This is a genomic window from Mesorhizobium sp. USDA 4775 (assembly GCF_054062655.1).
In genome coordinates this window covers 6,442,262-6,465,000 of sequence record NZ_JBSSFM010000001.1, presented here as the reverse complement: position 1 = coordinate 6,465,000, position 22,739 = coordinate 6,442,262, and the positions used below count along the sequence as shown (strand labels likewise).

Genomic DNA, 22,739 nt, shown 5'->3' with positions numbered 1-22,739 from the left:
CCGAAAATGTAACGGGGCTAAAGCCATACACCGAAGCTTAGGGTTCGTGAGCAATCACGAGCGGTAGCGGAGCGTTCTGTAAGCTGATGAAGCCATACCCGTGAGGGGTGGTGGAGGTATCAGAAGTGCGAATGCTGACATGAGTAACGTAAGGGGAGTGAGAGACTCCCCCGCCGAAAGACCAAGGGTTCCTGCTTAAAGCTAATCTGAGCAGGGTTAGCCGGCCCCTAAGACGAGGCGGAAACGCGTAGTCGATGGGAACCACGTTAATATTCGTGGGCTTGGAGGTAGTGACGGATCATTGAGGTAGTCCAATCTTATCGGATTGAACGGGCTGCTGCGTGGTTCCAGGAAATAGCTCCTCCTTATAAACCGTACCCGAAACCGACACTGGTGGTCTGGTAGAGTATACCAAGGCGCTTGAGAGAACTATGCTGAAGGAACTCGGCAAATTGCACGCGTAACTTCGGAAGAAGCGTGACCCTTTTCCACGCAAGTGGAGGAGGGTGGCACAGACCAGGGGGTAGCGACTGTTTATCAAAAACACAGGGCTCTGCGAAGTCGCAAGACGACGTATAGGGTCTGACGCCTGCCCGGTGCTGGAAGGTTAAGAGGAGGGGTGCAAGCTCTGAATCGAAGCCCCAGTAAACGGCGGCCGTAACTATAACGGTCCTAAGGTAGCGAAATTCCTTGTCGGGTAAGTTCCGACCTGCACGAATGGCGTAACGACTTCCCCGCTGTCTCCAGCATAGACTCAGTGAAATTGAATTCCCCGTGAAGATGCGGGGTTCCTGCGGTTAGACGGAAAGACCCCGTGCACCTTTACTATAGCTTTACATTGGCATTCGTAGTGGCATGTGTAGGATAGGTGGTAGGCTTTGAAACCTGGGCGCCAGCTCAGGTGGAGCCACCCTTGAAATACCACCCTTATTACTATGGATGTCTAACCGCGGCCCGTTATCCGGGTCCGGGACAATGTATGGTGGGTAGTTTGACTGGGGCGGTCGCCTCCTAAAGAGTAACGGAGGCGCGCGATGGTGGGCTCAGAACGGTCGGAAATCGTTCGCTGAGTGCAATGGCATAAGCCTGCCTGACTGCGAGACTGACAAGTCGAGCAGAGACGAAAGTCGGTCATAGTGATCCGGTGGTCCCGCGTGGAAGGGCCATCGCTCAACGGATAAAAGGTACGCCGGGGATAACAGGCTGATGACCCCCAAGAGTCCATATCGACGGGGTTGTTTGGCACCTCGATGTCGACTCATCGCATCCTGGGGCTGGAGCAGGTCCCAAGGGTATGGCTGTTCGCCATTTAAAGCGGTACGTGAGTTGGGTTCAGAACGTCGTGAGACAGTTCGGTCCCTATCTGCCGTGGGTGTAGGAATATTGAAAGGATCTGTCCCTAGTACGAGAGGACCGGGATGGACGGATCTCTGGTGGACCTGTTGTGGCGCCAGCCGCATAGCAGGGTAGCTATATCCGGACGGGATAACCGCTGAAGGCATCTAAGCGGGAAACCCACCTTAAAACGAGTATTCCCTGAGAACCGTGGAAGACGACCACGTTGATAGGCCGGGTGTGGAAGAGCGGCAACGCTTGAAGCTTACCGGTACTAATAGTTCGATCGGCTTGATCGTTCTCATTCCTTATGCCCATCTGACAAGGTCAGATGGTTTGTTCTCACTCACGCTTGTTCCGCCCTGCGGGCGGGCGCTACGTGGGTGCGGTGCATCAGCGCCGACGGTCGGTCGACCTTGCGAAGCTTCGCTTCGAAAGGCGCCAAGATCAAAGAACGTCCAAGGCACAAAAAACAGCTTCTCGAACAACGTGCGTTTTGCCGACCTGGTGGTTATGGCGGAGCGGCTGCACCCGATCCCATTCCGAACTCGGCCGTGAAACGCTCCAGCGCTGATGGTACTTCGTCTCAAGACGCGGGAGAGTAGGTCGCTGCCAGGTCTGCTAAACGCACGTTGAACTCACATCCAATCGGATGTCAGTGAAATCTTCTCTCTACGAACAAGGCCCGCCAAGGGACCACGGGCCGCGCAAGCGGCCCTTTCATTTGGTGAGCCATCTACCTATTTGTAGGCTTGCGCTTACATCCAATGGTGACGCGGGGTGGAGCAGCCCGGTAGCTCGTCAGGCTCATAACCTGAAGGTCACAGGTTCAAATCCTGTCCCCGCAACCAAATACAAAAGAGCCCGCCCTCGTGCGGGCTCTTTTGTATTTAGCCGTGGTGCCCGGCGAGTTAACCCTCATCAGCCGTCCGCAACGAGGCCTTGCCGACGCCGCCGGTCAGAAACGCAAAGCCTCTCCCCAAAACCAAATCATAAACGGCCCGCCTGGCTCAAACCAGCGGGCCGTTTTGCGTTTGGGCACGATCGAAACACGGCTAAGGCCAAAGCGTTCCGATGTAAGCCTCCACTGACATTGCGTGCTGTGTGCGGAGTCACCCCCTGGCGACGCCGCGTGCTCGCTTTCGCTCGGCCGCGGCGAGCAATTCGACGAAGGCGCGCACCTTGGCGGGCCGGAAGCGGGCCGGCGGGAACACCGCGTGGATGCCGCCGGTCGGCAAGGTCCACTGCGCGAATATCCGCACAAGCCGACCCCCGACGATATCCTCATCGACCGCATAGTCAGGAAATATGCCCAGACCGATGCCGGCGAGCACGCAAGCATAGGCCGCCGGGCTTTTGTCGCAGACGACGACGGGATTGAGTTCGGTCAGCACCGTGTCGCCGTCCTTAGAGAACAACCATTGGCCGACGCCGCGCAGCTGGGCATTGCCGACCCAGGCCAGCGATCGCGCCTGGTTCGGGTTCGCATCCGCGGGCAGGTCTGCCGCAAAGGCTGGGCTCGCAACGACGATCTGTTGAATCGTGCCCAGTCGCCGCGCCTGGTTAGAGGAATCAGCAAGCCAGCCGACGCGGATGCCGAGATCGATCTGCTCGTCGACCAGATTGCTCACCGCGTCGTCGAAGATCGCTTCGACGCGCATCTGCGGATAGGCTTTCAGATATGCCGCCATGACCGGCGCCACCACTCTGGTGCCGTAGTCGAGCGGCGCGGTCAGCCTCAGCGTTCCGCTCGGCTCGACCGCTGCCTGCGAAATCTCGCCATAGGCCGACTCCGCCTCACGCAGGATGATCATCGCGCGATCATAAAAGAGGCGACCGTCTTCCGTCGGGGTGACGCGCCGCGTCGTGCGCTGCAGCAGCGTCGCGCCCAGTTCCTCTTCGAGCCTGCCGACTTGATGGCTGACCACGGCCTTGGCGACGCCAAGCCGGTCCGCAGCTGATGTGAACGAGCCGGTTTCCATGACGGTGGTGAAGTAGACGAGCCGATTGAGGTTCAGAAGGTCGGCCAAGGCGACTGCTTTTGTATGATTAAATCAGACAGTTTGTATTATTGAGCGCTGTTTATAGCAAGACCTCCGCCTGCCACATACGGCCAAGACTTTTTGGCGGCCCGTCAGCCGACAGTCCGTACCAAGGAAGGCAGCGCTCGTGAGTAATTCAGACGTGACTTACCTTTTCGATCCGCTCTGCGGCTGGTGCTACGGCGCCACGCCGATGCTGGACAGGCTGTCGGCCAGCGGCGTGCGCATCGAGCCGCTGGCGACCGGGCTGTTCTCCGGCGCCGGTGCGCTGCCGATGGATGAAGGCTTTGCCGCACATGCATGGGCGAACGACCAGCGCATCGAGCGTCTGACCGGACAGGCATTCACGCAGGCCTATCAGCGCAATGTCCTCGGCATCCGTGGCACTTTGCTCGACTCGCATGCGGCAACCCTCGGCATCAGCGCCGCCGGACTGGAAGATCCCAGCCGACGGCTCACAGCACTGAAGGCGATCCAGCGTGCGCGCTATGTCGACGGCCGAGATATCGTGACTGCCGAAGGCGTAGCCGCCGTGCTCGCCGATACCGGCATGGCCGATGCCGCCGCCATGCTGAGGAAGCCGGCCGAAACCGTGCTGACGGTTCATGCCGAACTGGTCGGCCGTGGCCGAGAGCTGTTCCAGCGCCTGCATGCCAACGGCGTGCCTTCGCTGGCAGTCATCCGCAACGATGCACCGCGGCTCATCGGTTCGAATGCGCTGTTTGGCAGCTTCGACAATCTCGTCGCCCATATCGCGGCGGCGTGATCCACAACTGACCTCCAACAAGGACTGGAAAAGGACATGGCAAAAGTCGCTCTCATCGGCGCATCGGGCGCTGTCGGTTCGCGCCTGCTCGAGGAACTCTCCGACCGTGGCCATACGGTCACCGGCATTGCCCGCCACCCCGAAAAAATCGCCGCGCTGCCCCGTGTGACGGCCAGGAAGGGCGATGTCTTCGACAAGGAAGGTCTCGCCAGGCTGATCCATGGTCATGATGTGGTGATCAGCGCCGTGCATTTCGTTGACAGCGACCCCGACACGCTGATCGCCGCAGTGCGTGCTTCCGGCGTCAAGCGCTATCTCATTGTCGGCGGCGCCGGCAGCCTTGAGGTCGCGCCCGGTAAAAGGCTGGTCGACACGCCCGAATTCCCTGCGATCTACAAGGCCGAGGCACAGAAGGGCGCCGACTTCCTCGACAAGCTGAAAACCGTCGGCGACCTCGATTGGACGTTCCTGTCGCCCTCCGCCATGTTCGTCCCGGGCGAGCGCACCGGCAAATACCGTCTTGGCAAGGACACGCTACTGGCCTCGGACAAGGGCAGCAGCATCTCCTTCGAGGACTACGCCATCGTCATGGTCGACGAGATCGAGAAGCCGGCCCACATCAGGCAGCGTTTTACGGTCGGCTATTAATCAGACGGCAGCGGCCGTGTCTCGATCGGGACCGGCCGACGCCAGCCGCATCAGGGCTTCGCGGACGCCGACGCGCCGATAAGTTTCGGTGACGAGGCCGTCCTGTCTCAGCTCCTGGCGGCGGCGTTCGACGAAGGCGCGTTCCTCGGCGCTCAAATCGTGCTCGCGGGACTCCTTCCCCATCAACGTCGGTGCCGCTAATGTTCCAGACTTCGCGGAGGACAGATCATGGAGCAGAGCCGGCTGTCGAAGAAGGAGCGGCATGAGCTCATCCTGTCGGAAGTGCGCCGCTCGGCCTCGATCCGTGTTTCCAGGCTCGCTTTGCGCCTGGGTGTCGCCGGCGAAACGATCCGGCGCGACCTTATCGAGCTTGGCGATGCGGGGTTGCTCAACCGAACCTATGGCGGTGCGACGATCTCGCTGGCGACATCCGAGCCGGTGATCGCCGAGCGCAGCCAGACCATGATCGAGGAGCGTGCGCGGATCGGGCGCGGTGCGGCCGGACTGGTTGAGAAGGGCCAGATCGTGATGATCGATGGCGGCTCGACGACCTATGAGGTGGCGCGCGGTCTCTCGCAGCTGAAGCGGGAGCTGACGATCATCACCAACTCCATCGGCGTGGCCTCGGTGACCGGCGCCAATCCGAGCTTTCGGGTCATCCTGTGCCCCGGCACCTATGACAGCCGAGAAGCCAGCGTGGTCGGTGAGGATACGGTGGAATTCGTCAGGCGCTACAATGCCGACATTGCCATCATCGGAGCATCGAGCCTGTCCGCGGACGGGCCCAGCGACATGATCTCGGGGGCGGCGGCGGTCAAGCGGGCTATGATCTCTCGCGCGCTGTCCACAGCGCTTGTGGTGACCAACGACAAGTTCGGCCGCAACAGCCTCGAACGGATCTGCGCTCTCAGCGCGCTTTCCGACATCGTCACGGATCGTGAGCCGCAACCGGCGCTGCGCGCGGTCATCGAGGCGGCCGGAACGGAACTTCACGTCTGTAGCGGCGACTGAACGGGTCTTCCGACTGTCTATGCGCCGCCGGCCATCGTCGCCCGCAACCAGGCCGTGATGGCATCGAAGTCGATCGGCTTCGTCGTGTCGACGTCGAAGAGCGGTCCGCGCCGCAGCGGCTCGGCGCGCTTGGCGAGCTCGATCAGTTCGGGAATATAGGCGGCACCGGGATGGCCAGCGGGGCGCTGGTCGAGGCGGGCGCCATAGCGCTCGGCGAGCATCTTGCCGGGCGCGTGGCACCAGATTTCGAAAGTCTGCTCGACGCCGGCCTTTCGCAGATGATCCTCGAGAACCTCGCGCGGCTGGAAGCCGAACCAGGCATCGACGATGAAGGTGGTGCCGGCCGGCGCTTCGCCGACCACCGACCAGATCGCCTGGTAGCTGCCGCGGCCCAGCGTGCGGTTGAACAGGCGGTCGCCGCCGCCGAGCACTTCGAGAAAGGGGTTCTTGATCGTGTCGAGCGCCAGCAGCGGCCAGCCCATGCGATCGGCGATGCCGCGCGAGACGGTGCTCTTGCCGCTGGCGGGGATGCCGTTGACGAGCACGGCGCGCCGCAGGCGGCTGGACTGGGTCGAGGGCGACGTGTGCTGGTCCCCCGCCAGTGCCTGGAGGCCGGCGCCGATCACGCCGGCGTCGTCGCCGAGTTGTGCTGCTTCGACCTGGCATTGGTACCAGGGTGCCAGCGCCGGCGCGCGGCCGAGTGCTGCGTGAGCCGCCCGGCCAAGGCCGCCGCCAAGCAGCACCAGATCGGGAGCGAGCATGGCAACGGTGGTGTCGATGGCGGCACGCAATGGTTTCGCCCAGGCATCAAGAATGCCGCGCGCCTGGGTGTCTCCCGCCGCATCGCGGGCAAAGAGCTGATCGACAGAAATGTCGGCGCCGAGCCCGGCGCGCGCAATATGACGGCCGAGCGCGGTGCCCGAACTGGTGGTCTCGACGCAGCCGCGACGGCCGCAGGCGCAGACCTCGCCATTGACGTCGACGGTGATGTGGCCGAGCTGGCCCGCCGTTGCCGAACCACGCGTGATCCGCCGATCCTGGGCGACGGCGCCGCCAATGCCGGTGCCGATGGTGAACATGACGATGTTGCCATGGCCGCGCCCGGCGCCGAGCGCCATCTCGGCGGCCAGCGCCATGTTGCAGTCATTGTCGATGACGACAGGCTTGCCTGTCATGTCTTCCAGGCGCTGGGCCAGCGCAACCGAGGCGAGGTTGACATAGCCGCCCGACAGGACCGCGCCGCGCCGCGCATCGACGCGGCCCGGAACGCCGACGCCGATGGCCTTCACGTCCGGCGTGTCGAGAAGGCGCACCATGTCTGCGATGCGGCCGAGCACCAGCTCCGGGTCGGGCGCGCTTTTTTCGGAAACGCGCTTGAGGATTTCACCGGTGCCGGAAATGCGGGCGGCACGCAGATTGGTGCCGCCGATATCTATTCCTATGCTCTGAGGCATGGCGTCCTGCATCTGTGTTCACGCAATTCCGGACGCAAAGCCGCTTCACACTTTCGCTGGAACAGCTCTCGTCCAACGCAGCTGTCAGGCAGCGGCTTTCTGCCGGTAGTGCCCGATCACGGCCTGGATTTCACGCAATCGCGGCACTGCGATGGTCTTAAGCCTTTCGCGCTGGATGTCACGGTCAAGCGAGATGCAATCCTTCCACAGCGAGCGGCCGGCGATGACGCCCGAGGCGCCATTCTGCATGGCGATCTCGACCTGGCCGAGAAAGGTCGCGTGGTTGACGCCGGCCGAAAGCACCGCCCACGGCACGTCGCCGGCCATTTTGGTGATGTTGGCGCAGGCTTCCGCCGTTCCGGGGTAGGGAAGCTTCAGCACCTTGGCGCCACACTCCAGCGAAATCCTGGTGCCTTCCTCGACAAGCCATGGCGTCTTGGCCGCATAGTCCTCGGGGCTTTCCCCGTCGAGCTGGTAGGTCAGGAACTCGACGACCAGCAGCAGGTCTTCCTGGCCGAAATCGGCGATGCACTGGCGCAGGATGGCGATGTTGTGGTCGTTGGCTTCAGGCTTGTCGGCCCGCAGATACACCATGATCTTGCCGCCGGTGCCGCCGAGTGCGCGGACGCGGCGCGCGTCGATGCCGGGAACGAGGCGCGACAGGCGGTAACCTTCGGGAGAGATATCGAAACCGGAAGCGTCGAGGCCGATGAGCAGCGCCGTATCGCGGTTCAAGACGCCTTCGTCGACAATGCGCGGCACCCCGCAGAGCGGGTCGAGCAGCACGCAGGACGCCGCACTGGCGAGGTAGCGCGTGATGTCGGCCTTGGTGTCGCCGAGCATGTCATTGGTGATCTTGGCCTGTTCGTCCGGGTCCGACGCCAGCAAGGTCCGCATGCCGCCGCGCTGGTCGCAGGCGATGGCCACCATGGCCCCGTCCTTGCCACATATCTGCTGGTAGCCGCGCAGTTCCGCGGTGGTCATCTTGGTCATGGTCTCAATCCGATGTTGGCGCTCTCTAGACGAAGGGCGCGGATCCCGTGGAAACAACGATGTTCAGTTCTGCCCGCCTGCCGGCAGGAAGCCGCGACGCGCCATCGCCTTCGAAGAAAGCGCCTCGCCGGGCTCGCGGCCCGCGAGCCGCCGCACGTTGCGAGTTGGCTGGATTTGCGCGATAACTCCCGTCGGCCTATGTGTATGTAACACGTTGCTGAAAGGAATTGCAAGCTGTCTTCCCCTCCCATCCAGGATGCGACCGCATCGCGGACGATGCTGCACACGGTGGCCAAGCTGCATTATGTGGAGGCGATGTCGCAGGTCGATATTGCTCGCCGGCTCGGCGTCTCCACCGCGACGATTTCGCGCTTGCTGCAGCGGGCGCGGGCCGAGGGCATTGTCCGCATCGAGGTTCTCGACCTGGCAACGCCGGAGGACATCACCAGGCAGCTGATCGACGGCTTGAAATTGCGCGATGCCGCTGTGGTCGAGACGCCGGCGGCGGGCACGCTTGCGGCGCTCGCCGCACCCCTTGGCGGGTTGCTCAGGCAGGCGCAGCTGGTGGCGGGCTCCGTCGTCGCCATCGGCTGGGGGCGCGCCGTGCGCGAAGTCATCCGGGCCGGCCTGCCGCGGATGCCTGGCGTGCTGACCGTGGCCGCCACCGGCGGCATGCAGCAGCAGGCGGCGCATTTTCAGGTCAATGAATTCGTGCGGCTTGCCGCCGAGGAGTTCGGCGGCACGCCGCATTTCATCCATGCCCCCTATCTGCCGTCCAGCGAATTGCGCGAGGTCTTCCTGCGCGACACCGCCATCCGCGATGCCGTCGCTTTGTGGGAGAGGACCGATGTCGCGATCGTCGGTATCGGCCTGCCGCATGCCATCAATGCCCCAGAGGCGAGCGCCGCCACGCCGAGCGAGCAGGCGCTGGTTCATGCCGCCGGTGACGTGCTTCGCCACTACTTCGATGCCGAGGGCACGCTGATTGCCTGGGAAGGGGAGAGCCGGATGATCGCCATGTCGCCGGCGCAGTTGCGCGCGGTGCCACTGGTCATCGGCCTTGCCGCGTCGCCGGAAAAGGCGACGGCAATTATTGCAGCCGTTCGCGCCGGTCTCATCAACACGTTGGTGACGGATACCAAGACGGCGCAGGCCATTCTCGCAGCGCTCGCGTAACGAATAGTCCAGGCAGGACGCCGTCACGAAAACCAGTTGTGCCGCCGAAAGCCCCGGGTGATAGTTGACCGGGGCTCTGCGGAGCAATCGGATGTCGTACGGTGTGAAAAGCCCGGCGCTACCAACTCGGAAAAACCGAGTTGCAATTTATTTCTGCAAAGTGTTACAAGTTCGAACGCCCGCCGGCAAGGCGAGGCGTGGGACACAGTTTGCCGGACCTCGCGGAGGCTAGGAACGAGGCTGTGGCCAGGTGCGCCGGCGACTGACCGGCCGACATATCGACTGGAGGGCGCTTGGGAGGAGCTGCCCGCAAAAGGCAAACAGGCGTTCCCGGCCGTCGGCATCCGAACGGATGACGGCCATTCCAATGTCACTTGCAAACGGCAGATCTGCCAACAATGAGGAGGATGTCATGAAGAAGATCGTTGCCGCGCTCGCGGCGCTCGCCGTCAGTGCCACGGTGCTGATTGCGCCCGCGCAGGCGCAGGACAAGAAATACACCATTGCGCTCATTCCCGGCCTGACCACCGACGGCTTCTACATCACCATGCGCAAGGGCGCCCAAGCGGCGGCCGACGCGCTTGGCGTCAACCTGGTCTTCCAGGGTGCGCCGGACTTCAACCCGGTCACCCAGGTGCCGGTGCTCGACGCGGTCATCGCCAAGAAGCCGGATGCAATCCTGATCGCGCCGACCGACAAGGTTCAGCTGGTCGAGCCGCTGCGCAAGGCCAATGACGCCGGCATTCCGGTCATCACGGTCGACACTTTCATCGGCAGCGGCGTCTACCAGACCGGCGCCGGCGATGCCGATTTCCCGCTGTCTTACATCGCGTCGGACAATGTACTGGGTGGCGAGATCGCGGCGCGGGCTCTGGCCACGTCCATTGGCGACAAGGGCAAGGTCTACGTCTCGAACGTCAAGCCCGGCATCTCGACCACTGACCAGCGCGAAGAAGGCTTCAAGAAGGAGATGGCCAAGCATCCGGGCATCACCGTGCTGGAAACCCAGTTCAATGACGACGACGCCAACAAGGCGGCTTCGCAACTGCAGGCGGTGTTCGCGCGCAATCCCGATCTGGTCGGTGTCTTCGGTGCCAATCTGTTCTCGGCGCTGGGTGCCGCCAACGGCGTCAAGCAGGCGGGACAGACCGGTACGGTCAAGGTCGTCGCCTTCGATGCGCCGACCAGCATCGTCGACAACATCAACACCGGCCTGGTCGACGTGGCGATCGCCCAGCATCCGGCCGAGATCGGCTATTACGGCGTTGTCTCGGCCTATGCCCACCTGACCGGCCATTCGATCCCGGTCACGATCGGCACCGGCTTCACGATCATGGACAAGTCCAACATCGCGGACCCGAACATCTCGAAGTATCTCTACTCCGAGTAAGTCTAGCACAGTCTGGCTCCTCCCGGTCCGCCGGGGGGAGCCTGCACCGGGTCCCTCGCCAATCGAGACCTGTCTGAAGGCGCCGCGGAGTATCCATGACCTCGACATCACCAGCCCAGCCTGCCGAGAAGCATGTCGCCCCTCAGGCCGATCATGGCGATCCGGCCCGAAGCCTGGTCGCACGCATCGCCGAAGGGCGCGCTTGGCTGTTCCTGGCCGGACTGCTCATCTGTTTCGAGGTCTGGTCGCGGCTCGCCTTCGGCGCGACCTTCGTCCTCAATCCATTCAACCTGCAGTCCATCGCCATCTTCGCCGTGGCGCCGCTGCTGCTGGCGACCGGGCAGACCTTCGTCATCATTTCCGGCGGCATCGACCTGTCGCTCGGCTTCATCATGGGGCTGGCAGCCGTCATCGCCGCGCATGCCACCAACATGGCGGGCGCCGCCATTCCCCTGCCGCTGGCCATGCTGGCGGGCATCCTTGCCTCGGTGATCGTTGCCGGCGTGCCGGGTGTTATCAACGGCCTGCTGATCTCGCGGCTCAAGGTGCCGCCCTTCATCGGCACGCTCGGCATGTTCGGCGTCGCGCGCGGCGCCGCCTTCCTGCTTGCCGGCGGCACCACCGTGCCGGTGCAGAATTCCTGGTTCGCGCTGCTCGGCAACGGCAAGTTCTATGGCGTGCCCTATTTGGTGCTGATCACCGCGGTCTTCGTCATCGTCATGCACTACCTGCTCAGCCAGACCCGGTTCGGCCAGCACAATTATGCCATCGGCGCCAATGTGCAGGCAGCGCGGCGGGCCGGCATCGACATCAGGGGCCACATATTGCGGCTCTACGTGCTGTCGGCGATGTGCGCCGGCCTCGGCGGCGCGCTCTATGCCGCGCGCTTCACGGCGGGCGCGGCGCAGGCGGGCGAGCCACTGCTGCTCGACAGCGTCGCGGCGGTGGTCATCGGCGGCGCCAGCCTGTTCGGCGGCTCCGGCACCATTTTCGGCACGGTCGCCGGCGCGCTGGTGATCGCGGTCATCCAGTACGGGCTGGTCTTCGTCAATGTCGAGCCGTTCTGGCAGTTCATCGCCGTCGGCGTCGTCATCATCATTTCCGTCCTTATCGACCAGGCGCAGCGCCGGTTCAGTGGAGCCCGTCAGGATGAATAGCACCAACCAGAACGCGCCCCTGCTGGAAGTCCGGAATCTCTCCAAGCATTTCGGCGCCGTGCGTGCGCTCAACGACTTCTCCATGGCCGTGCGGCCGGGCGAAGTGGTGGCGCTGGCCGGTGACAACGGCGCCGGCAAGACGACGCTGATCAAGGCGATATCGGGCGTGTTCCAGCCGACTGGTGGCGAGATCCTGCTGCGGGGTCAGCCGGTGACGTTCGCGACGCCACAGGAGGCGCGCGAGAAGGGCATCGAGACGATCTACCAGGATCTGGCGCTCGCCGACAATCTGTCGATCGGCGCCAACATCTTCCTTGGCCGCGAACCCATGCGCAAGGCGTTCGGCTTCCTGCCGGTGCTCGACCGCAAGGCGATGGCTGAAGCGGCCAAGGCAACAATGGGACGGCTCGACTTCCATGTCAGCCGGCTCGAGGCCCCGGTCAGTAATTTCTCCGGCGGCCAGCGCCAGGCCGTCGCCATCGGCCGCGCCGTCTACTGGGATGCGCAGATCCTGATCATGGACGAGCCGACGGCCGCGCTTGGCGTGCCGGAGCAGCGCAAGGTGATCTCGCTGATCCACCAGCTCAAGGCGCAAGGGCGCGGCGTGATCTTCATCTCGCACAATCTGCAGGACATCTTTGCTGTGTCGGACCGTATCGTCGTGCTGCGGCGCGGCATCCAGGCCGGCGAGCGCAAGATCTCCGAGACCAACCATGACGAGGTCGTCAAGCTGATGGTCGGGGGCTAAGCTGTGTTGATGTTCTGCCGGCCTGCAGACGCTCGGCCTGACCTGAATCTCAACACACCTTAGATCGTCAATGCTTAGCCGGCATCGCGATCGGTCAGCGCGATGTGGCAGCAGCCGGAGCCGTGGCCGGGCGTCCAGGTGACGTTGTGGAAGCGCACGCCGGTCGCCTCGAACAGACCGCGGTCGAAGGCGCCGGCGATGCGGCAAAGCGTGCTTTTCGTCGCCGACGCCAGCCTCGACCCAGGCATCCTTCAACGGGCAGCGCTTGACCCTGAAGGCGATGCGGTCATCGCCGCGTTCGACATCGGTCGGATACATCAGGCCGCCATCCGGGCTGACCGCCAGGAAGGCCTCGCCGATCGCAGGCGCATCATTGGCGCCGAAGCTGGCGAAGGCGGCCGCCGCCACTTCCTTGCCGCGCTGCTCGATGGCGCGGATCATGATCGCCTCGGCCTTGTCAGAACCCAGCTCTCCGGTCAGTTCTTCGAGGACAGGGCGATAGAGATCGGCCCGATTGCGGAAGGCGGAATCGAGTTCACGCGACAGCTTTTCGGCTCTGCCTTCAGGGTCGGTCATGATGCGTCCTGTGTGGTTCTTTTGAGCCTTGGTGCTGCCGCCACCAACGCCTTGCCGATGGCTGACTGCGGGGCGTCGATGACGGCGCGGGCATCGCCGCTCTCGGCGATCCGGCCGGCATCGAGAAGGATGACGCGGTGGGCGACGGCGCGCACGACGCCGAGATCATGGGAAATAAAGAGATAGGCGATCTGTTCCTGCCTTTGCAGGTCGAGCAAAAGGTCGAGGATCTGTCCGCGCACCGAGACGTCGAGTGCCGAGACCGCCTCGTCGAGCACGATCAGCGATGGTTTTGTGGCGATGGCGCGGGCGATAGCGACGCGCTGCCGCTGGCCGCCGGAGATTTCGTGGATGGCGCGCGGCGCAAGGTCGGCCGCCAGCTCGACACGCTCGAGCAAGGCGGCGATGCGGCGCGGCCGCTCTGCGCGGGAGGCGATGCCATGGATGCGCAAGGGATCGTCGAGGACACGCGCCACCGTGGCGCGCGGGTTGAAGGCGGCCAACGGATCCTGGAACACCATTTGCAGACGCGCGCGGCGTGCGCGCAACGCAGCACCACCCAAGGCGAGGAAATCATTGGCCTCGAATTCAATGGCGCCAGCGTCCGGCTCGATCAGGCGCAGCACCAGCCGCGCGATCGTCGACTTGCCGCTGCCGGAAGGGCCGGCCAGCGCCAGTGTTTCGCCGGGCTCGATGTGAAAAGACACGTCGTCGACTGCAATGACGGTCTTGCCGCCGCGCCGGTAGTGTTTGGTGAGGTTGGACACTGCGAGCAGGCTCATGCGGGGAGCCCGGCTCGGTTCAGCAATGGTGCGGCGTCGAGGCCGATATGGGCGTCGAGCAAGGTGCGGGTGTAGGCTTGAGTTGGGGCGTCGACAATTTGTGCCGTCGCGCCAAGTTCGACGAGTTGGCCATGGCGGAACACGGCGATACGCTCGGCGAGTTCGGCCGCCAGCGCGATGTCATGGCTGATGAACAGCAGCGTCATGCCGTCCTCGGCCACCAGCCGCCGGATCAAGGCGACGATCTCTGCCTGCACGATGGTGTCGAGCGCGCTGGTCGCCTCGTCGGCGATCAGCAGTTTCGGCCCGGCCGCAATGGCCGCGGCAATCGCCACGCGCTGCTTCTGACCGCCGGAGAGCTGGTGCGGGAAGGCGTGCAGGGCCGAGTCCGGGTCGGGCAGGCGGACGCGTTCGAGCAAGGTTTTGGCCTTGGCGTATGCCTGGGACCAGGTGAGGCCGAGATGGGTGCGGGCGACTTCGGCGATCTGTTTGCCGATGGTCATCACGGGATCGAGGCTGGCGGAAGGGTCCTGGAAGACGAAGCCGATGTCGCGGCCAAGGAGGGGCGGGCGACCAAGGCCGGACCATTCAATTCTTCCGCCAACCGCTGAAGAAGCCGGCAGCAATCCCGCAATCGCCAGCGCCAGCGTGCTCTTGCCGGAGCCGCTTTCGCCGATGATGGCCAGGCGCTCGCCAGCCACGATGTCGAGGCTGATGTTCCTCAGCGCCGCCACTGCGTTGCCGTCGCGGCGATAGGTCACCGTCAGGTCGCGGATCGAAGCGAGCGCGCTCACGACAGACTTCGCCTGACCGCCGTCGTCTCGACAATGCCTTCACCGGCGAGATAGACGCCGAGCACGGTCAGCACCAGCGCAATACCTGGCACGATCGACAGGAAGGGCGCGGTACGCAGCACGGCGCGGCCTTCGGCGATCATGCCGCCCCAGGTGACGCGGTTGGGGTCGCCGAGGCCGAGGAAGGACAGCGCCGCTTCGGTGAGGATGGCGGCGGCGACGATCACCGAGGACATTGCCAGCACCGGCGGCAAGGCGTTGGGCAGCACTTCGCGAAAGGCGATTTCGAGCGAAGGCATGCCGATGGCACGCGCGCTGGCGACATAATCGCGTTCGCGAATGGAGAGGACTTCCGCGCGGGCGACACGGGCAGGCCCGGTCCAGGTGCCGAGCGCTATTGCCGCAACGACGATGCCGAGCGACGGGCCGACGACGCTGACGAAGGCCAGCGCCAGCAGGAAGCTCGGCACGGTCTGGAAGGCATCGGTGATGCGCATCAGCACCTCGTCGACGAGGCCGCCGGCAAAGCCGGCAAGCGTCCCGACCACCGCGCCGATGGCAAGTGCCGCCGCAGCAGCAGCAAGGCCGACAGCGAGCGAGGTGCGGGCGCCGTGGAAGAGTTCGGCCAGCACGTCGCGGCCGAGCCGATCGGTGCCGAGCGGCAGCGACCAATCCTGGAAAGGCGGCAGCAGCGCCGGGCCGGCGATGGCTTGCGGATCGCCGGGAAACAGCAGCGGTGCGATGAGCGCCATCGCAATCAATGCGGCCAGCAGGATGGCGCCAGCGACCGCCTCGGGCGTGCGCAGGAAACGGCGGAGCGGGCTCATGCGCCGGCCTCGCCGGCGCCGACGCGCGGATCGAGGAAAGCATAGGCGATGTCGACCAGCAGGTTGATGACGACGACCAGGACGGCGCTGGTGAGGATGATGCCGAGCAGCAGAGGCGTGTCGCGCGAAGCCACCGCTTCCTGCGCCAGCCGCCCAAGGCCGGGCACGGAAAACACGCTCTCGATGACGACGCTGCCGCCCAGCATCTGCGCCGATTGCAGGCCGAGCATGGTGACCAGCGGCAGCAGCGCATTGCGGGCGACGTGGGCGAGCACGACGCGGCGGCGCGACAGCCCCCTGGCGCGGGCGGCGAGGACAAAATCCTGCCGCCAGGCTTCGGCCATGCCGGCGCGCATCATGCGCAGGTAGAGCGCGAGGTAGATGAAGCCGAGTGCGGCCACCGGCAGGATGAGATGGATGGCGATGTCGGCGGCGCGGTCGAGGCCGGTCTTGTCCGAGGCGAGCGTCTCGATGCCGCCGATCGGCAGCCAGCGCAGGTCGACGGCGAAGACGGCGATCAGCACCAGGCCGAGCCAGAAACCCGGTACGGCATAGAGGGCCAGCGAGCCGATCGACAGGAAGCGATCGCGGGCGCTGCCGGGCCTTGCGCCGGCGTAGATGCCGAGGGCGGAACCCAGCCCGAAGGACAGCGCGGTGGCGCTGACCATCAGCAGCAGTGTGTTGGGCAACCGTTCGAGAATCACGTCGCGGATCGGCCTGGAGAAGGTCACCGACTGGCCGAGATCGAGATGCAGCAGCGCCCAGAGATAATTGGCGAGCCGCGTCAGTTCCGATTGGTCGAGGCCCCAGCGATGGCGCAGCATTTCGATCATGCCGGCGTCGCCGCCGGTCGACACGATATAGGCGTCAACGGCATCGCCGGGGGCGGCTTCGAGCAGCAGGAACGTGCCGATGACAACGATCAGCAGCACGAAGACGCTGCCGACGAGACGGCGGCGGAGAAGGATGAGGGCGCGGGTCATGTTGGCTTACCCTCCCCCTTGTGGGGAGGATCGCTCCGCAAAGCGGAGCGGGGTGGGGGTCTCTTTCAGGCCTGCGCCACACCCCCCACCCCGCCGACCGGCTGCCGCTTCGCGGCATCCACTCGTCGACCCTCCCCACAAGGGGGAGGGTGAAGCCGGCAGCCTTACCCGGCAAGATAGAGGGATGCGCGAAGGGACTCTCATCGCCGATGATGAGCACTCGCCCAAACGATGCGCAAGCATCCCGTGACGATCTTGCTAGCCCGCCAGATACGTGTCCGCCCAGTTCGACACCGCCCAGCGCGGATTGTTGGCGATGTTGCCCACCGTGTCGCGCGCGACGCTGATGAAACTCCATTCGGCGACGTTGATCAGCGGCAGGTCGGCGGCCACCTCCTTCTGGAACTCCTTGTAGAGGTCGGTGCGGGCCGTCGTGTCGAGCGTCTCGGACGCCTTGGCGATCAGCGCGTCCAGCGCGGCGTTCTTGTAGCCGCCCTGGTTGGAGAACGGCACACCGTCGGGAATCCCGCTCTGCACCAGGATGGTGGTCGAAATCGCCGGGTCGCCGCGGAACACAGGCGGGCCGACGGCGAGGTCGAAGGCGTGGTCGGTGTAGACGGCCTTGATGTGCGCGGCGGAGTCGTTGTTGACCAGTTGCGCGTCGATGCCGATGGCCGCGAGCGCCTGGCGCAGATAGTCGCCGAACTGCTTGGTCTCGTTGAAATAGGGCGCCGGCAAAAGTTTGAGCGAGAAGCGCTTGCCGTCAGCGCCCTTCTTGTAGCCGGCCTCGTCGAGCAGCGCGTTGGCCTTGGCGACGTCGAAGGCATAGGTCGGGACATCGGCGGTGTAGAACTGCGGATCGTTCTTCGGCACCGGGCCGGTGGCGGTCGCGGCATAGCCGAGGAACACCGTCTTGACGACGAAGTCCTTGTCGATCGCATGCGCGATCGCCTGGCGCACTTTCAAATCGGCCAGTTCCTTGCGGCGATGGTTGATCTCGACGACGAGCTGGTAGGTCAGCCCCTCATAGCCCTTGGTGATCACCTTCAGGCCCGGCACCTTGGAGATGCGGTCGAGGTCGGCCAGCGGCACGGCGGAGAAGGCGGCAAGCTGGATCTCCTCGGCTTCCAGCGCGCTTGCCGCGGACGTGCGGTCGGGCAGCACCTGGTAGATGATCTCGTCGAGATAGGGTTCGTCCTTGCCCCAATAATCGGTGTTCTTCGTCAGTCGGTAATACTGGCCGGCCTTGTACTCGCCGAACTTGAACGGGCCGGTGCCGATCGGCGCGGTGTTGGCCGGGTTGTCCTCGATCTTGCCGACCTCGTAGATGTGCTTGGGCACGACGCTCGACAGCGCCGGCAGCGCGTTGCGGATCAGCTGGAACGGCGTCGGCTTGGCGAATTTGAACACGGCGGTGAGATCGTCGGGCGTCTCGACGCTGGCCAGATCCTTGAACACGGTGCGGCCGAGATTCTGCAGCGGTTTCCAGATCTGCAGCGCCGAGAAGGCGACATCGGCCGAGGTGAACGGCTTGCCGTCATGCCATTTGACGCCGTCGCGCAGCTTGAACGTCGCCGACAACCCGTCGGCGGCACCTTCCCAGCTCAGCGCCAGGCGTGGCGCGAGCCCGTCCTTGCCGTCGAAGGAGGCTTCGGCCAGCGTCTCGACGATCTTGCTGGAGATGAAGAAGACGCCGTTGGAGGCGACGATCGCCGGGTTGAGGTTGCGCGGCTCGGAATCGGCGGCGAGCACCAGCCGGCCGCCCTTCTTCGGCGTCTGCGCCAAGGCCAATTTCGGCATGGCCGTGGAGGCCAGCAGCATCGCCGAGCCGGCAAGCATCTTGCGTCTCGAGATCGTGAAACCTGACATGATCGAACTCCGTCCTCTGCGCGACCCGATCGGCGCGACAACACCCCTCGGATGCCGGCGCGTGCATCCTTGCGACAGTGATTATGAGCCTTGTCATGGGTTTCGCCAGAGACGGAATTGGCGCATCCTGGCTTGGCTTTGAAATTTTCGTCCGCTGGACCAGTTTAAGAGAACGGCTCAATTCGATCTATCTGGTAAGACCAGATTTGGCGAATACGCGACAGATGACGAGTTGGTGACCGTTTGGCTGCGCCGTTGGTAGATTTCTGGCTAGACCAGAGCGGGCAAAATGGTGCAGATTTGATCCACAGCCAAGGGATTGGGAGCGAAACAGCGTCGATCCCGGGCAAATTCAGGGAGAGAGAGATGAACATTGCGCCGGGCAAGAATGCCGTCAGCAATATTCCGTTCGACCAGGCCAGGGTCGAGCGGCTGATGGAGGAGGCCGGCATCGATGTGCTGCTCGCGACCTCCAAGCACAACACGCAGTATTTGCTGGGCGGTTACAAATTCATCTTCTTTGCCGCCATGGATGCGATCGGCCATAGCCGCTACCTGCCGATCGTCGTCTACGAAAAAGGTGGACCGGAGCACGCGGCTTATATCGGCAACCGCATGGAAGGCGGTGAGCATCAGAACAACCCGTTCTGGACGCCGACGCTGCATGCCGCCTGCTGGGGCACGCTCGATGCCGCCAACCTCGCCGTCGAACATCTGCAAAAGATCGGCAAAGCGGGTGCGCGCATCGGCATCGAACCAGGCTTCCTGCCGTCGGACGCCTACACGCTGATCCGCAAGGCATTGCCGGAAGCGAAGCTGATCGACGCGACCGACATGCTGGAGCGCATGCGCGCCATCAAGACCGACGCGGAGCTGGAGAAGCTTCGCACCGCCTCCGAGCTGATCACCGATTCCATGCTGGCGACCATCGCCTGGGCGCGCGAAGGCACGACCAAGGCCCAGATGATCGAGCAGATCAGGCGCGAGGAGACCAATCGCGGCGCGCATTTCGAATATTGCCTGCTGACGCTGGGCTCCAGCCACAACCGCGCCGCCTCGCCGCAGGCGTGGAAGAAGGGCGAGGTGCTGTCGATCGATTCCGGCGGCAATTATCACGGCTATATCGGCGACCTCTGCCGCATGGGCATTCTGGGCGAGCCTGATGCCGAGCTTGAGGATCTGTTGGCCGAGGTCGAAACCGTGCAGCAGGCGGCGTTCTCCAAGGTGAAAGCCGGCACGCTGGGTGGAGACATGATTTCGCACGCCGAGGGCGTGCTGAAGAAATCCAAGGTCGCGCCCTATACGGATTTCTTCGCCCACGGCATGGGCCTGATCACGCATGAGGCGCCGTTCCTGATGACGAACCACCCGGTGGCCTATGAAGGTACTTATGCGGACAAGCCGCTGGAGAAGAACATGGTGCTGTCGGTCGAGACGACCATGCTTCACCCGACGCGCGGGTTCATCAAGCTGGAGGATACGCTGGCGGTCACGGAGACTGGTTATGTGATGTTCGGTGATCGCGGGCGCGGGTGGAACAGGGGCGGGACCCTATAAAGGAAGGCTGGCGCCGCCCCTCATCCGCCTGCCGGCACCTTCTCCCTGTAGAACGGGGAGAACACCCCGTTGTCCAGGAAAGTTACTTCCCGCCCGCCGGAATCAGCCTGAAATCCGGCAACTCCCGCAACACTAGTTCCGGTCCAGCCGGCGAATAAACAACGAACAGCTGCATTGGCCCGTCGCCCGTATTCAGCGTCGAATGGAAGCGGCTCTCCGGCACATAGATGGTGCAGCCGGGGCCGACCTTCGCGACCACCGGATTGCCCTTCTCGTCCTCGACCATCTGCTCGCCATGGCCGGAGATAACGAAGATGATTTCCTCGGCGCCCGGATGGTTGTGGCGGGTGTGGCCCTTGCCGGAGGGCAGGTCGACGACACCGCCGGAAAAGCGGGTCGCGCCGTTAACTTCCGGAGCGACCGTCAGCGCCAGTCGGCCCCAATCGAAGCCGAAGGCGCTGACGTCCTTCGGATAGACAAACACCTTGCTCTTGTCGGTCATGGTCTCATCCCTTCTTTTTCTTTGGTTTGGTCTTCTCACCACCGAGCGTCACCGCTTTGAAATCGGCTGTCTGCCTGGCGATCGCCGCCTCCGCCGGCAGCCGTTCCATCGAGCTTGCACCATAGAAACCATGCAGGCCTTTGCAGCGGTCGAGGATGTAGCGGGCATCGTCCGGCATCGAGATCGGGCCGCCATGGCAGAGCAGGATGACGTCCTTGCGCACCGAGCGGGCGGCATCAGCGATGGCGTCGATCGCGACGACGCAATCGTCGAGCGATTTGGCCGAGGTGGCGCCGATCGAGCCACCGGTCGTCACACCCATATGGGCGACCACGATGTCGGCGCCGGCCTTGGTCATGGCGCGCGCCTCGTCGGGATTGAAGACATAGGGGGTGGTGAGCAGATCGAGCTTGTGCGCCTCGGCGATCATGTCGACCTCGAGCCCGAAGCCCATGCCCGTCTCCTCGAAACTCTGCCGCATGCTGCCGTCGAACAGGCCGATGGTCGGAAAATTCTGCACGCCGGAAAAGCCCATCGTCTTCAGCTCGGCCAGAAGCAGCGGCATGATGACGAACGGGTCGGTGCCGTTGACGCCGGCCAGCACCGGCGTGTGCCTGACCACCGGCAGCACTTCATAGGCCATTTCCTTGACGATCTCGTTGGCATTGCCATAGGCGAGCAGGCCGGCGGCCGAGCCGCGCCCGGCCATGCGGTAGCGGCCGGAGTTGTAGATGATGATCAGGTCGATGCCGCCGGCCTCCTCGGCCTTGGCCGACAGGCCGGTGCCGGCGCCACCGCCGACGATCGGCACGCCCTTGTCGATCATTCCCCTGAATTTCTTCAGTATGTCCTTGCGCGGTATTGCGGGCATGTCTGGGCTCTCATTGTCTGGCGATGTCGAGAAAAGCCGCGACCGCGGCCCTGGCGAATTCGGGATCGTTGATATGCAGCGGCAGGCGCGTGACGCGACGATTGGCATTCGGCCTGATCGTGCGCTCGATGGCGTCAAACAGCACGGCGTCGGCCTGCGGATCGAAGAAGGTGCCGCCCTCGATGTCGAGCGCCGAGACGCCTTTCTCCGGGATCAGGAAATGCAACGGCCCCTCGCAGAGGGCGAGCCTGGCGCCGATCCACTCGCCGATCTGGTGGCATTCGTCGGCGGTGGTGCGCATCAGCGTAACGTTGGGATTGTGTTCGTAGAACAGCCGTCCGCTGTAGCGTTCCGGAATGGTCGAAGGCGCCCAGAAATTGACCATGTCGAGCGCGCCGACCGAGCCGACATAGGGCAGCTTGCGGCGGGCGATCGCGCCGAAGCGATCCTCCGTTGCCGGCAGGACGCCGCCGAATAGGAGGTCGCAGACCTCTGTCGTGGTGATGTCGATGACGCCGGACAGCAGGCCGCTGTCGGCCAGCTTTTCCATGCTGCGGCCGCCGGTGCCGGTGGCGTGGAAGACCATGCAATCATACGCGGTGCGAAGCTGGTCGGCGATGGCGGTGACGCAAGGCGTGGTGACGCCGAACATGGTCAACCCGATCGACGGCTTGCCGTCGGGCGGCGGCGCCGGCGTTGCCGCCATGCCCGCTATCGCCTGGGCGGCATTGTGCAGCACGACGCGGGAGAGCCGGTTCAGCCCGGCCATGTCGGTCACCGACGGCATCATGATGATGTCGGAGACATCGACATAGGGAGCCGTGTCGCCGGAGGCGAGCGTCGAGACCATGATTTTCGGCAGGCCGAGCGGCAAAGCGCGCATGCCCGCCGTGATGATCGACGTGCCGCCGCCGCCGCCAATGCCGATCACCGCGGCGATGTCGTTCCGCGACTGGACGAAGCGGGTGAAAGCGACGCCCATGGCGGCTACCGCGGCGCCACGGTCATCGCCGCCGAGCACGGCCGCGTGGCCGCGCGGATGGTGGCCGGCGATTTCCTTCGCCGCAATATCGACCGGGATCGTTGCGTCGCGTGTTCCGACATCGACGCGGCAAACATGAGCGCCCGTCGCGGCAATCGCATCGGCCAGGAAGGCGAGCTCCTCACCTTTGGTGTCCGCGGTGCCGACCACATAGATGCGCTTCATTGGCGCCTTCCAAGGTATTGCAAATTTTTGAGACGCGCGTATCATATTGAC

At 64.1% G+C, this 22,739-nt stretch carries 21 protein-coding genes, 1 tRNA gene and 2 rRNA genes (1 of these 24 cut by a window edge); 11 read left to right on the top strand and 13 right to left on the bottom strand.

Annotated features, from left to right (window positions below):
- From ACVILI_RS31745 to ACVILI_RS31735, 3 genes are all read left to right on the top strand, one after another.
- Positions 1–1,634: ribosomal RNA gene (locus ACVILI_RS31745) — 23S ribosomal RNA — on the top strand; it begins 1,166 nt to the left of the window's first position.
- Between the two features lie 204 nt (positions 1,635–1,838).
- Positions 1,839–1,953: ribosomal RNA gene (gene rrf / locus ACVILI_RS31740) — 5S ribosomal RNA — on the top strand.
- A 156-nt stretch (positions 1,954–2,109) separates the two neighbouring features.
- Positions 2,110–2,186 (top strand) — tRNA-Met (locus ACVILI_RS31735).
- Positions 2,187–2,447: 261 nt separating this feature from the next.
- Here ACVILI_RS31735 and ACVILI_RS31730 read toward each other — a convergent pair.
- Positions 2,448–3,365, bottom strand: a complete 918-nt coding sequence (locus tag ACVILI_RS31730) for a LysR family transcriptional regulator (RefSeq protein ID WP_019861331.1) — start codon at positions 3,363–3,365, stop codon at positions 2,448–2,450.
- Between the two features lie 139 nt (positions 3,366–3,504).
- Between ACVILI_RS31730 and ACVILI_RS31725 the strand changes: the two genes are divergently transcribed.
- Complete coding sequence (locus ACVILI_RS31725) at positions 3,505–4,143, top strand: DsbA family protein (RefSeq protein WP_038649868.1); 639 nt, start codon at positions 3,505–3,507, stop codon at positions 4,141–4,143.
- 36 nt (positions 4,144–4,179) lie between these two features.
- Complete coding sequence (locus ACVILI_RS31720; RefSeq protein ID WP_038649866.1) at positions 4,180–4,791, top strand: NAD(P)-dependent oxidoreductase; 612 nt, start codon at positions 4,180–4,182, stop codon at positions 4,789–4,791.
- On the opposite strand, the gene ACVILI_RS31715 is transcribed toward ACVILI_RS31720, so the two are convergent.
- Positions 4,792–4,974, bottom strand: coding sequence for a hypothetical protein (locus ACVILI_RS31715; protein WP_019861327.1), 183 nt, complete (start codon positions 4,972–4,974; stop codon positions 4,792–4,794). It lies immediately after the preceding gene.
- A 45-nt stretch (positions 4,975–5,019) separates the two neighbouring features.
- Between ACVILI_RS31715 and ACVILI_RS31710 the strand changes: the two genes are divergently transcribed.
- A complete protein-coding gene (locus tag ACVILI_RS31710; RefSeq protein WP_038649863.1) occupies positions 5,020–5,802 on the top strand; it encodes a DeoR/GlpR family DNA-binding transcription regulator in 783 nt (260 codons plus the stop codon).
- Between the two features lie 17 nt (positions 5,803–5,819).
- Here the strand turns inward: ACVILI_RS31710 and ACVILI_RS31705 are convergent, their stop codons facing one another.
- Both ACVILI_RS31705 and ACVILI_RS31700 read right to left on the bottom strand, forming a co-directional pair.
- Positions 5,820–7,256, bottom strand: a complete 1,437-nt coding sequence (locus tag ACVILI_RS31705; protein WP_240564523.1) for an ROK family protein — start codon at positions 7,254–7,256, stop codon at positions 5,820–5,822.
- Positions 7,257–7,340: 84 nt separating this feature from the next.
- Positions 7,341–8,249, bottom strand: coding sequence for a tagatose-bisphosphate aldolase (locus tag ACVILI_RS31700; protein WP_038649857.1), 909 nt, complete (start codon positions 8,247–8,249; stop codon positions 7,341–7,343).
- A gap of 276 nt (positions 8,250–8,525) precedes the next feature.
- On the opposite strand from ACVILI_RS31700, the gene ACVILI_RS31695 reads away from it, so the two are divergent.
- The 4 genes from ACVILI_RS31695 (at position 8,526) to ACVILI_RS31680 (ending at position 12,720) form a co-directional block, all read left to right on the top strand.
- Positions 8,526–9,425, top strand: coding sequence for a sugar-binding transcriptional regulator (locus ACVILI_RS31695; protein ID WP_038649855.1), 900 nt, complete (start codon positions 8,526–8,528; stop codon positions 9,423–9,425).
- 412 nt (positions 9,426–9,837) lie between these two features.
- A complete protein-coding gene (locus ACVILI_RS31690; protein ID WP_027047417.1) occupies positions 9,838–10,815 on the top strand; it encodes an ABC transporter substrate-binding protein in 978 nt (325 codons plus the stop codon).
- Between the two features lie 95 nt (positions 10,816–10,910).
- On the top strand, positions 10,911–11,972 hold the full coding sequence (locus ACVILI_RS31685) for an ABC transporter permease subunit (RefSeq protein WP_019861320.1): 1,062 nt from the start codon (positions 10,911–10,913) through the stop codon (positions 11,970–11,972).
- Positions 11,965–12,720 carry an ATP-binding cassette domain-containing protein gene (locus tag ACVILI_RS31680; RefSeq protein ID WP_038649853.1) on the top strand — a complete coding sequence of 252 codons (756 nt, stop codon included), beginning with the start codon at positions 11,965–11,967 and terminating at the stop codon, positions 12,718–12,720. The genes ACVILI_RS31685 and ACVILI_RS31680 overlap by 8 nt, the downstream gene beginning before the upstream one ends.
- A gap of 74 nt (positions 12,721–12,794) precedes the next feature.
- On the opposite strand, the gene ACVILI_RS31675 is transcribed toward ACVILI_RS31680, so the two are convergent.
- The 6 genes from ACVILI_RS31675 to ACVILI_RS31650 form a co-directional block, all read right to left on the bottom strand.
- Positions 12,795–12,968 (bottom strand): hypothetical protein, encoded by a 174-nt coding sequence (locus ACVILI_RS31675; protein ID WP_223217854.1) that lies wholly within the window; start codon positions 12,966–12,968, stop codon positions 12,795–12,797.
- 324 nt (positions 12,969–13,292) lie between these two features.
- Positions 13,293–14,078: an ATP-binding cassette domain-containing protein gene (locus ACVILI_RS31670; protein ID WP_038649850.1), complete on the bottom strand. Its 786-nt coding sequence runs from the start codon at positions 14,076–14,078 to the stop codon at positions 13,293–13,295.
- Entirely contained in the window at positions 14,075–14,872 is a 798-nt protein-coding gene (locus ACVILI_RS31665; protein WP_019861317.1) for an ABC transporter ATP-binding protein, read from the bottom strand. Before ACVILI_RS31665 ends, ACVILI_RS31670 begins: the two co-directional genes overlap by 4 nt.
- Positions 14,869–15,699, bottom strand: a complete 831-nt coding sequence (locus ACVILI_RS31660; RefSeq protein ID WP_019861316.1) for an ABC transporter permease — start codon at positions 15,697–15,699, stop codon at positions 14,869–14,871. Before ACVILI_RS31660 ends, ACVILI_RS31665 begins: the two co-directional genes overlap by 4 nt.
- Entirely contained in the window at positions 15,696–16,682 is a 987-nt protein-coding gene (locus ACVILI_RS31655; protein ID WP_019861315.1) for an ABC transporter permease, read from the bottom strand. Before ACVILI_RS31655 ends, ACVILI_RS31660 begins: the two co-directional genes overlap by 4 nt.
- 258 nt (positions 16,683–16,940) lie before the next feature.
- Positions 16,941–18,551: an ABC transporter substrate-binding protein gene (locus tag ACVILI_RS31650; protein ID WP_038649847.1), complete on the bottom strand. Its 1,611-nt coding sequence runs from the start codon at positions 18,549–18,551 to the stop codon at positions 16,941–16,943.
- Positions 18,552–18,917: 366 nt separating this feature from the next.
- On the opposite strand from ACVILI_RS31650, the gene ACVILI_RS31645 reads away from it, so the two are divergent.
- Positions 18,918–20,108 carry a M24 family metallopeptidase gene (locus tag ACVILI_RS31645; protein ID WP_457102731.1) on the top strand — a complete coding sequence of 397 codons (1,191 nt, stop codon included), beginning with the start codon at positions 18,918–18,920 and terminating at the stop codon, positions 20,106–20,108.
- Between the two features lie 82 nt (positions 20,109–20,190).
- Here the strand turns inward: ACVILI_RS31645 and ACVILI_RS31640 are convergent, their stop codons facing one another.
- From ACVILI_RS31640 to ACVILI_RS31630, 3 genes are read right to left on the bottom strand one after another with little or no spacing between them, the layout of a single operon-like run.
- Positions 20,191–20,610, bottom strand: a complete 420-nt coding sequence (locus ACVILI_RS31640) for a cupin domain-containing protein (protein ID WP_019861312.1) — start codon at positions 20,608–20,610, stop codon at positions 20,191–20,193.
- A gap of 4 nt (positions 20,611–20,614) precedes the next feature.
- Positions 20,615–21,481 (bottom strand): phosphoenolpyruvate hydrolase family protein, encoded by an 867-nt coding sequence (locus ACVILI_RS31635; RefSeq protein ID WP_038649841.1) that lies wholly within the window; start codon positions 21,479–21,481, stop codon positions 20,615–20,617.
- Between the two features lie 10 nt (positions 21,482–21,491).
- The gene (locus ACVILI_RS31630; RefSeq protein ID WP_038649837.1) at positions 21,492–22,688 is read right to left on the bottom strand and encodes a Tm-1-like ATP-binding domain-containing protein; all 1,197 of its coding nucleotides are present in this window, start codon (positions 22,686–22,688) and stop codon (positions 21,492–21,494) included.
- Between the last annotated feature and the right edge of the window lie 51 nt (positions 22,689–22,739).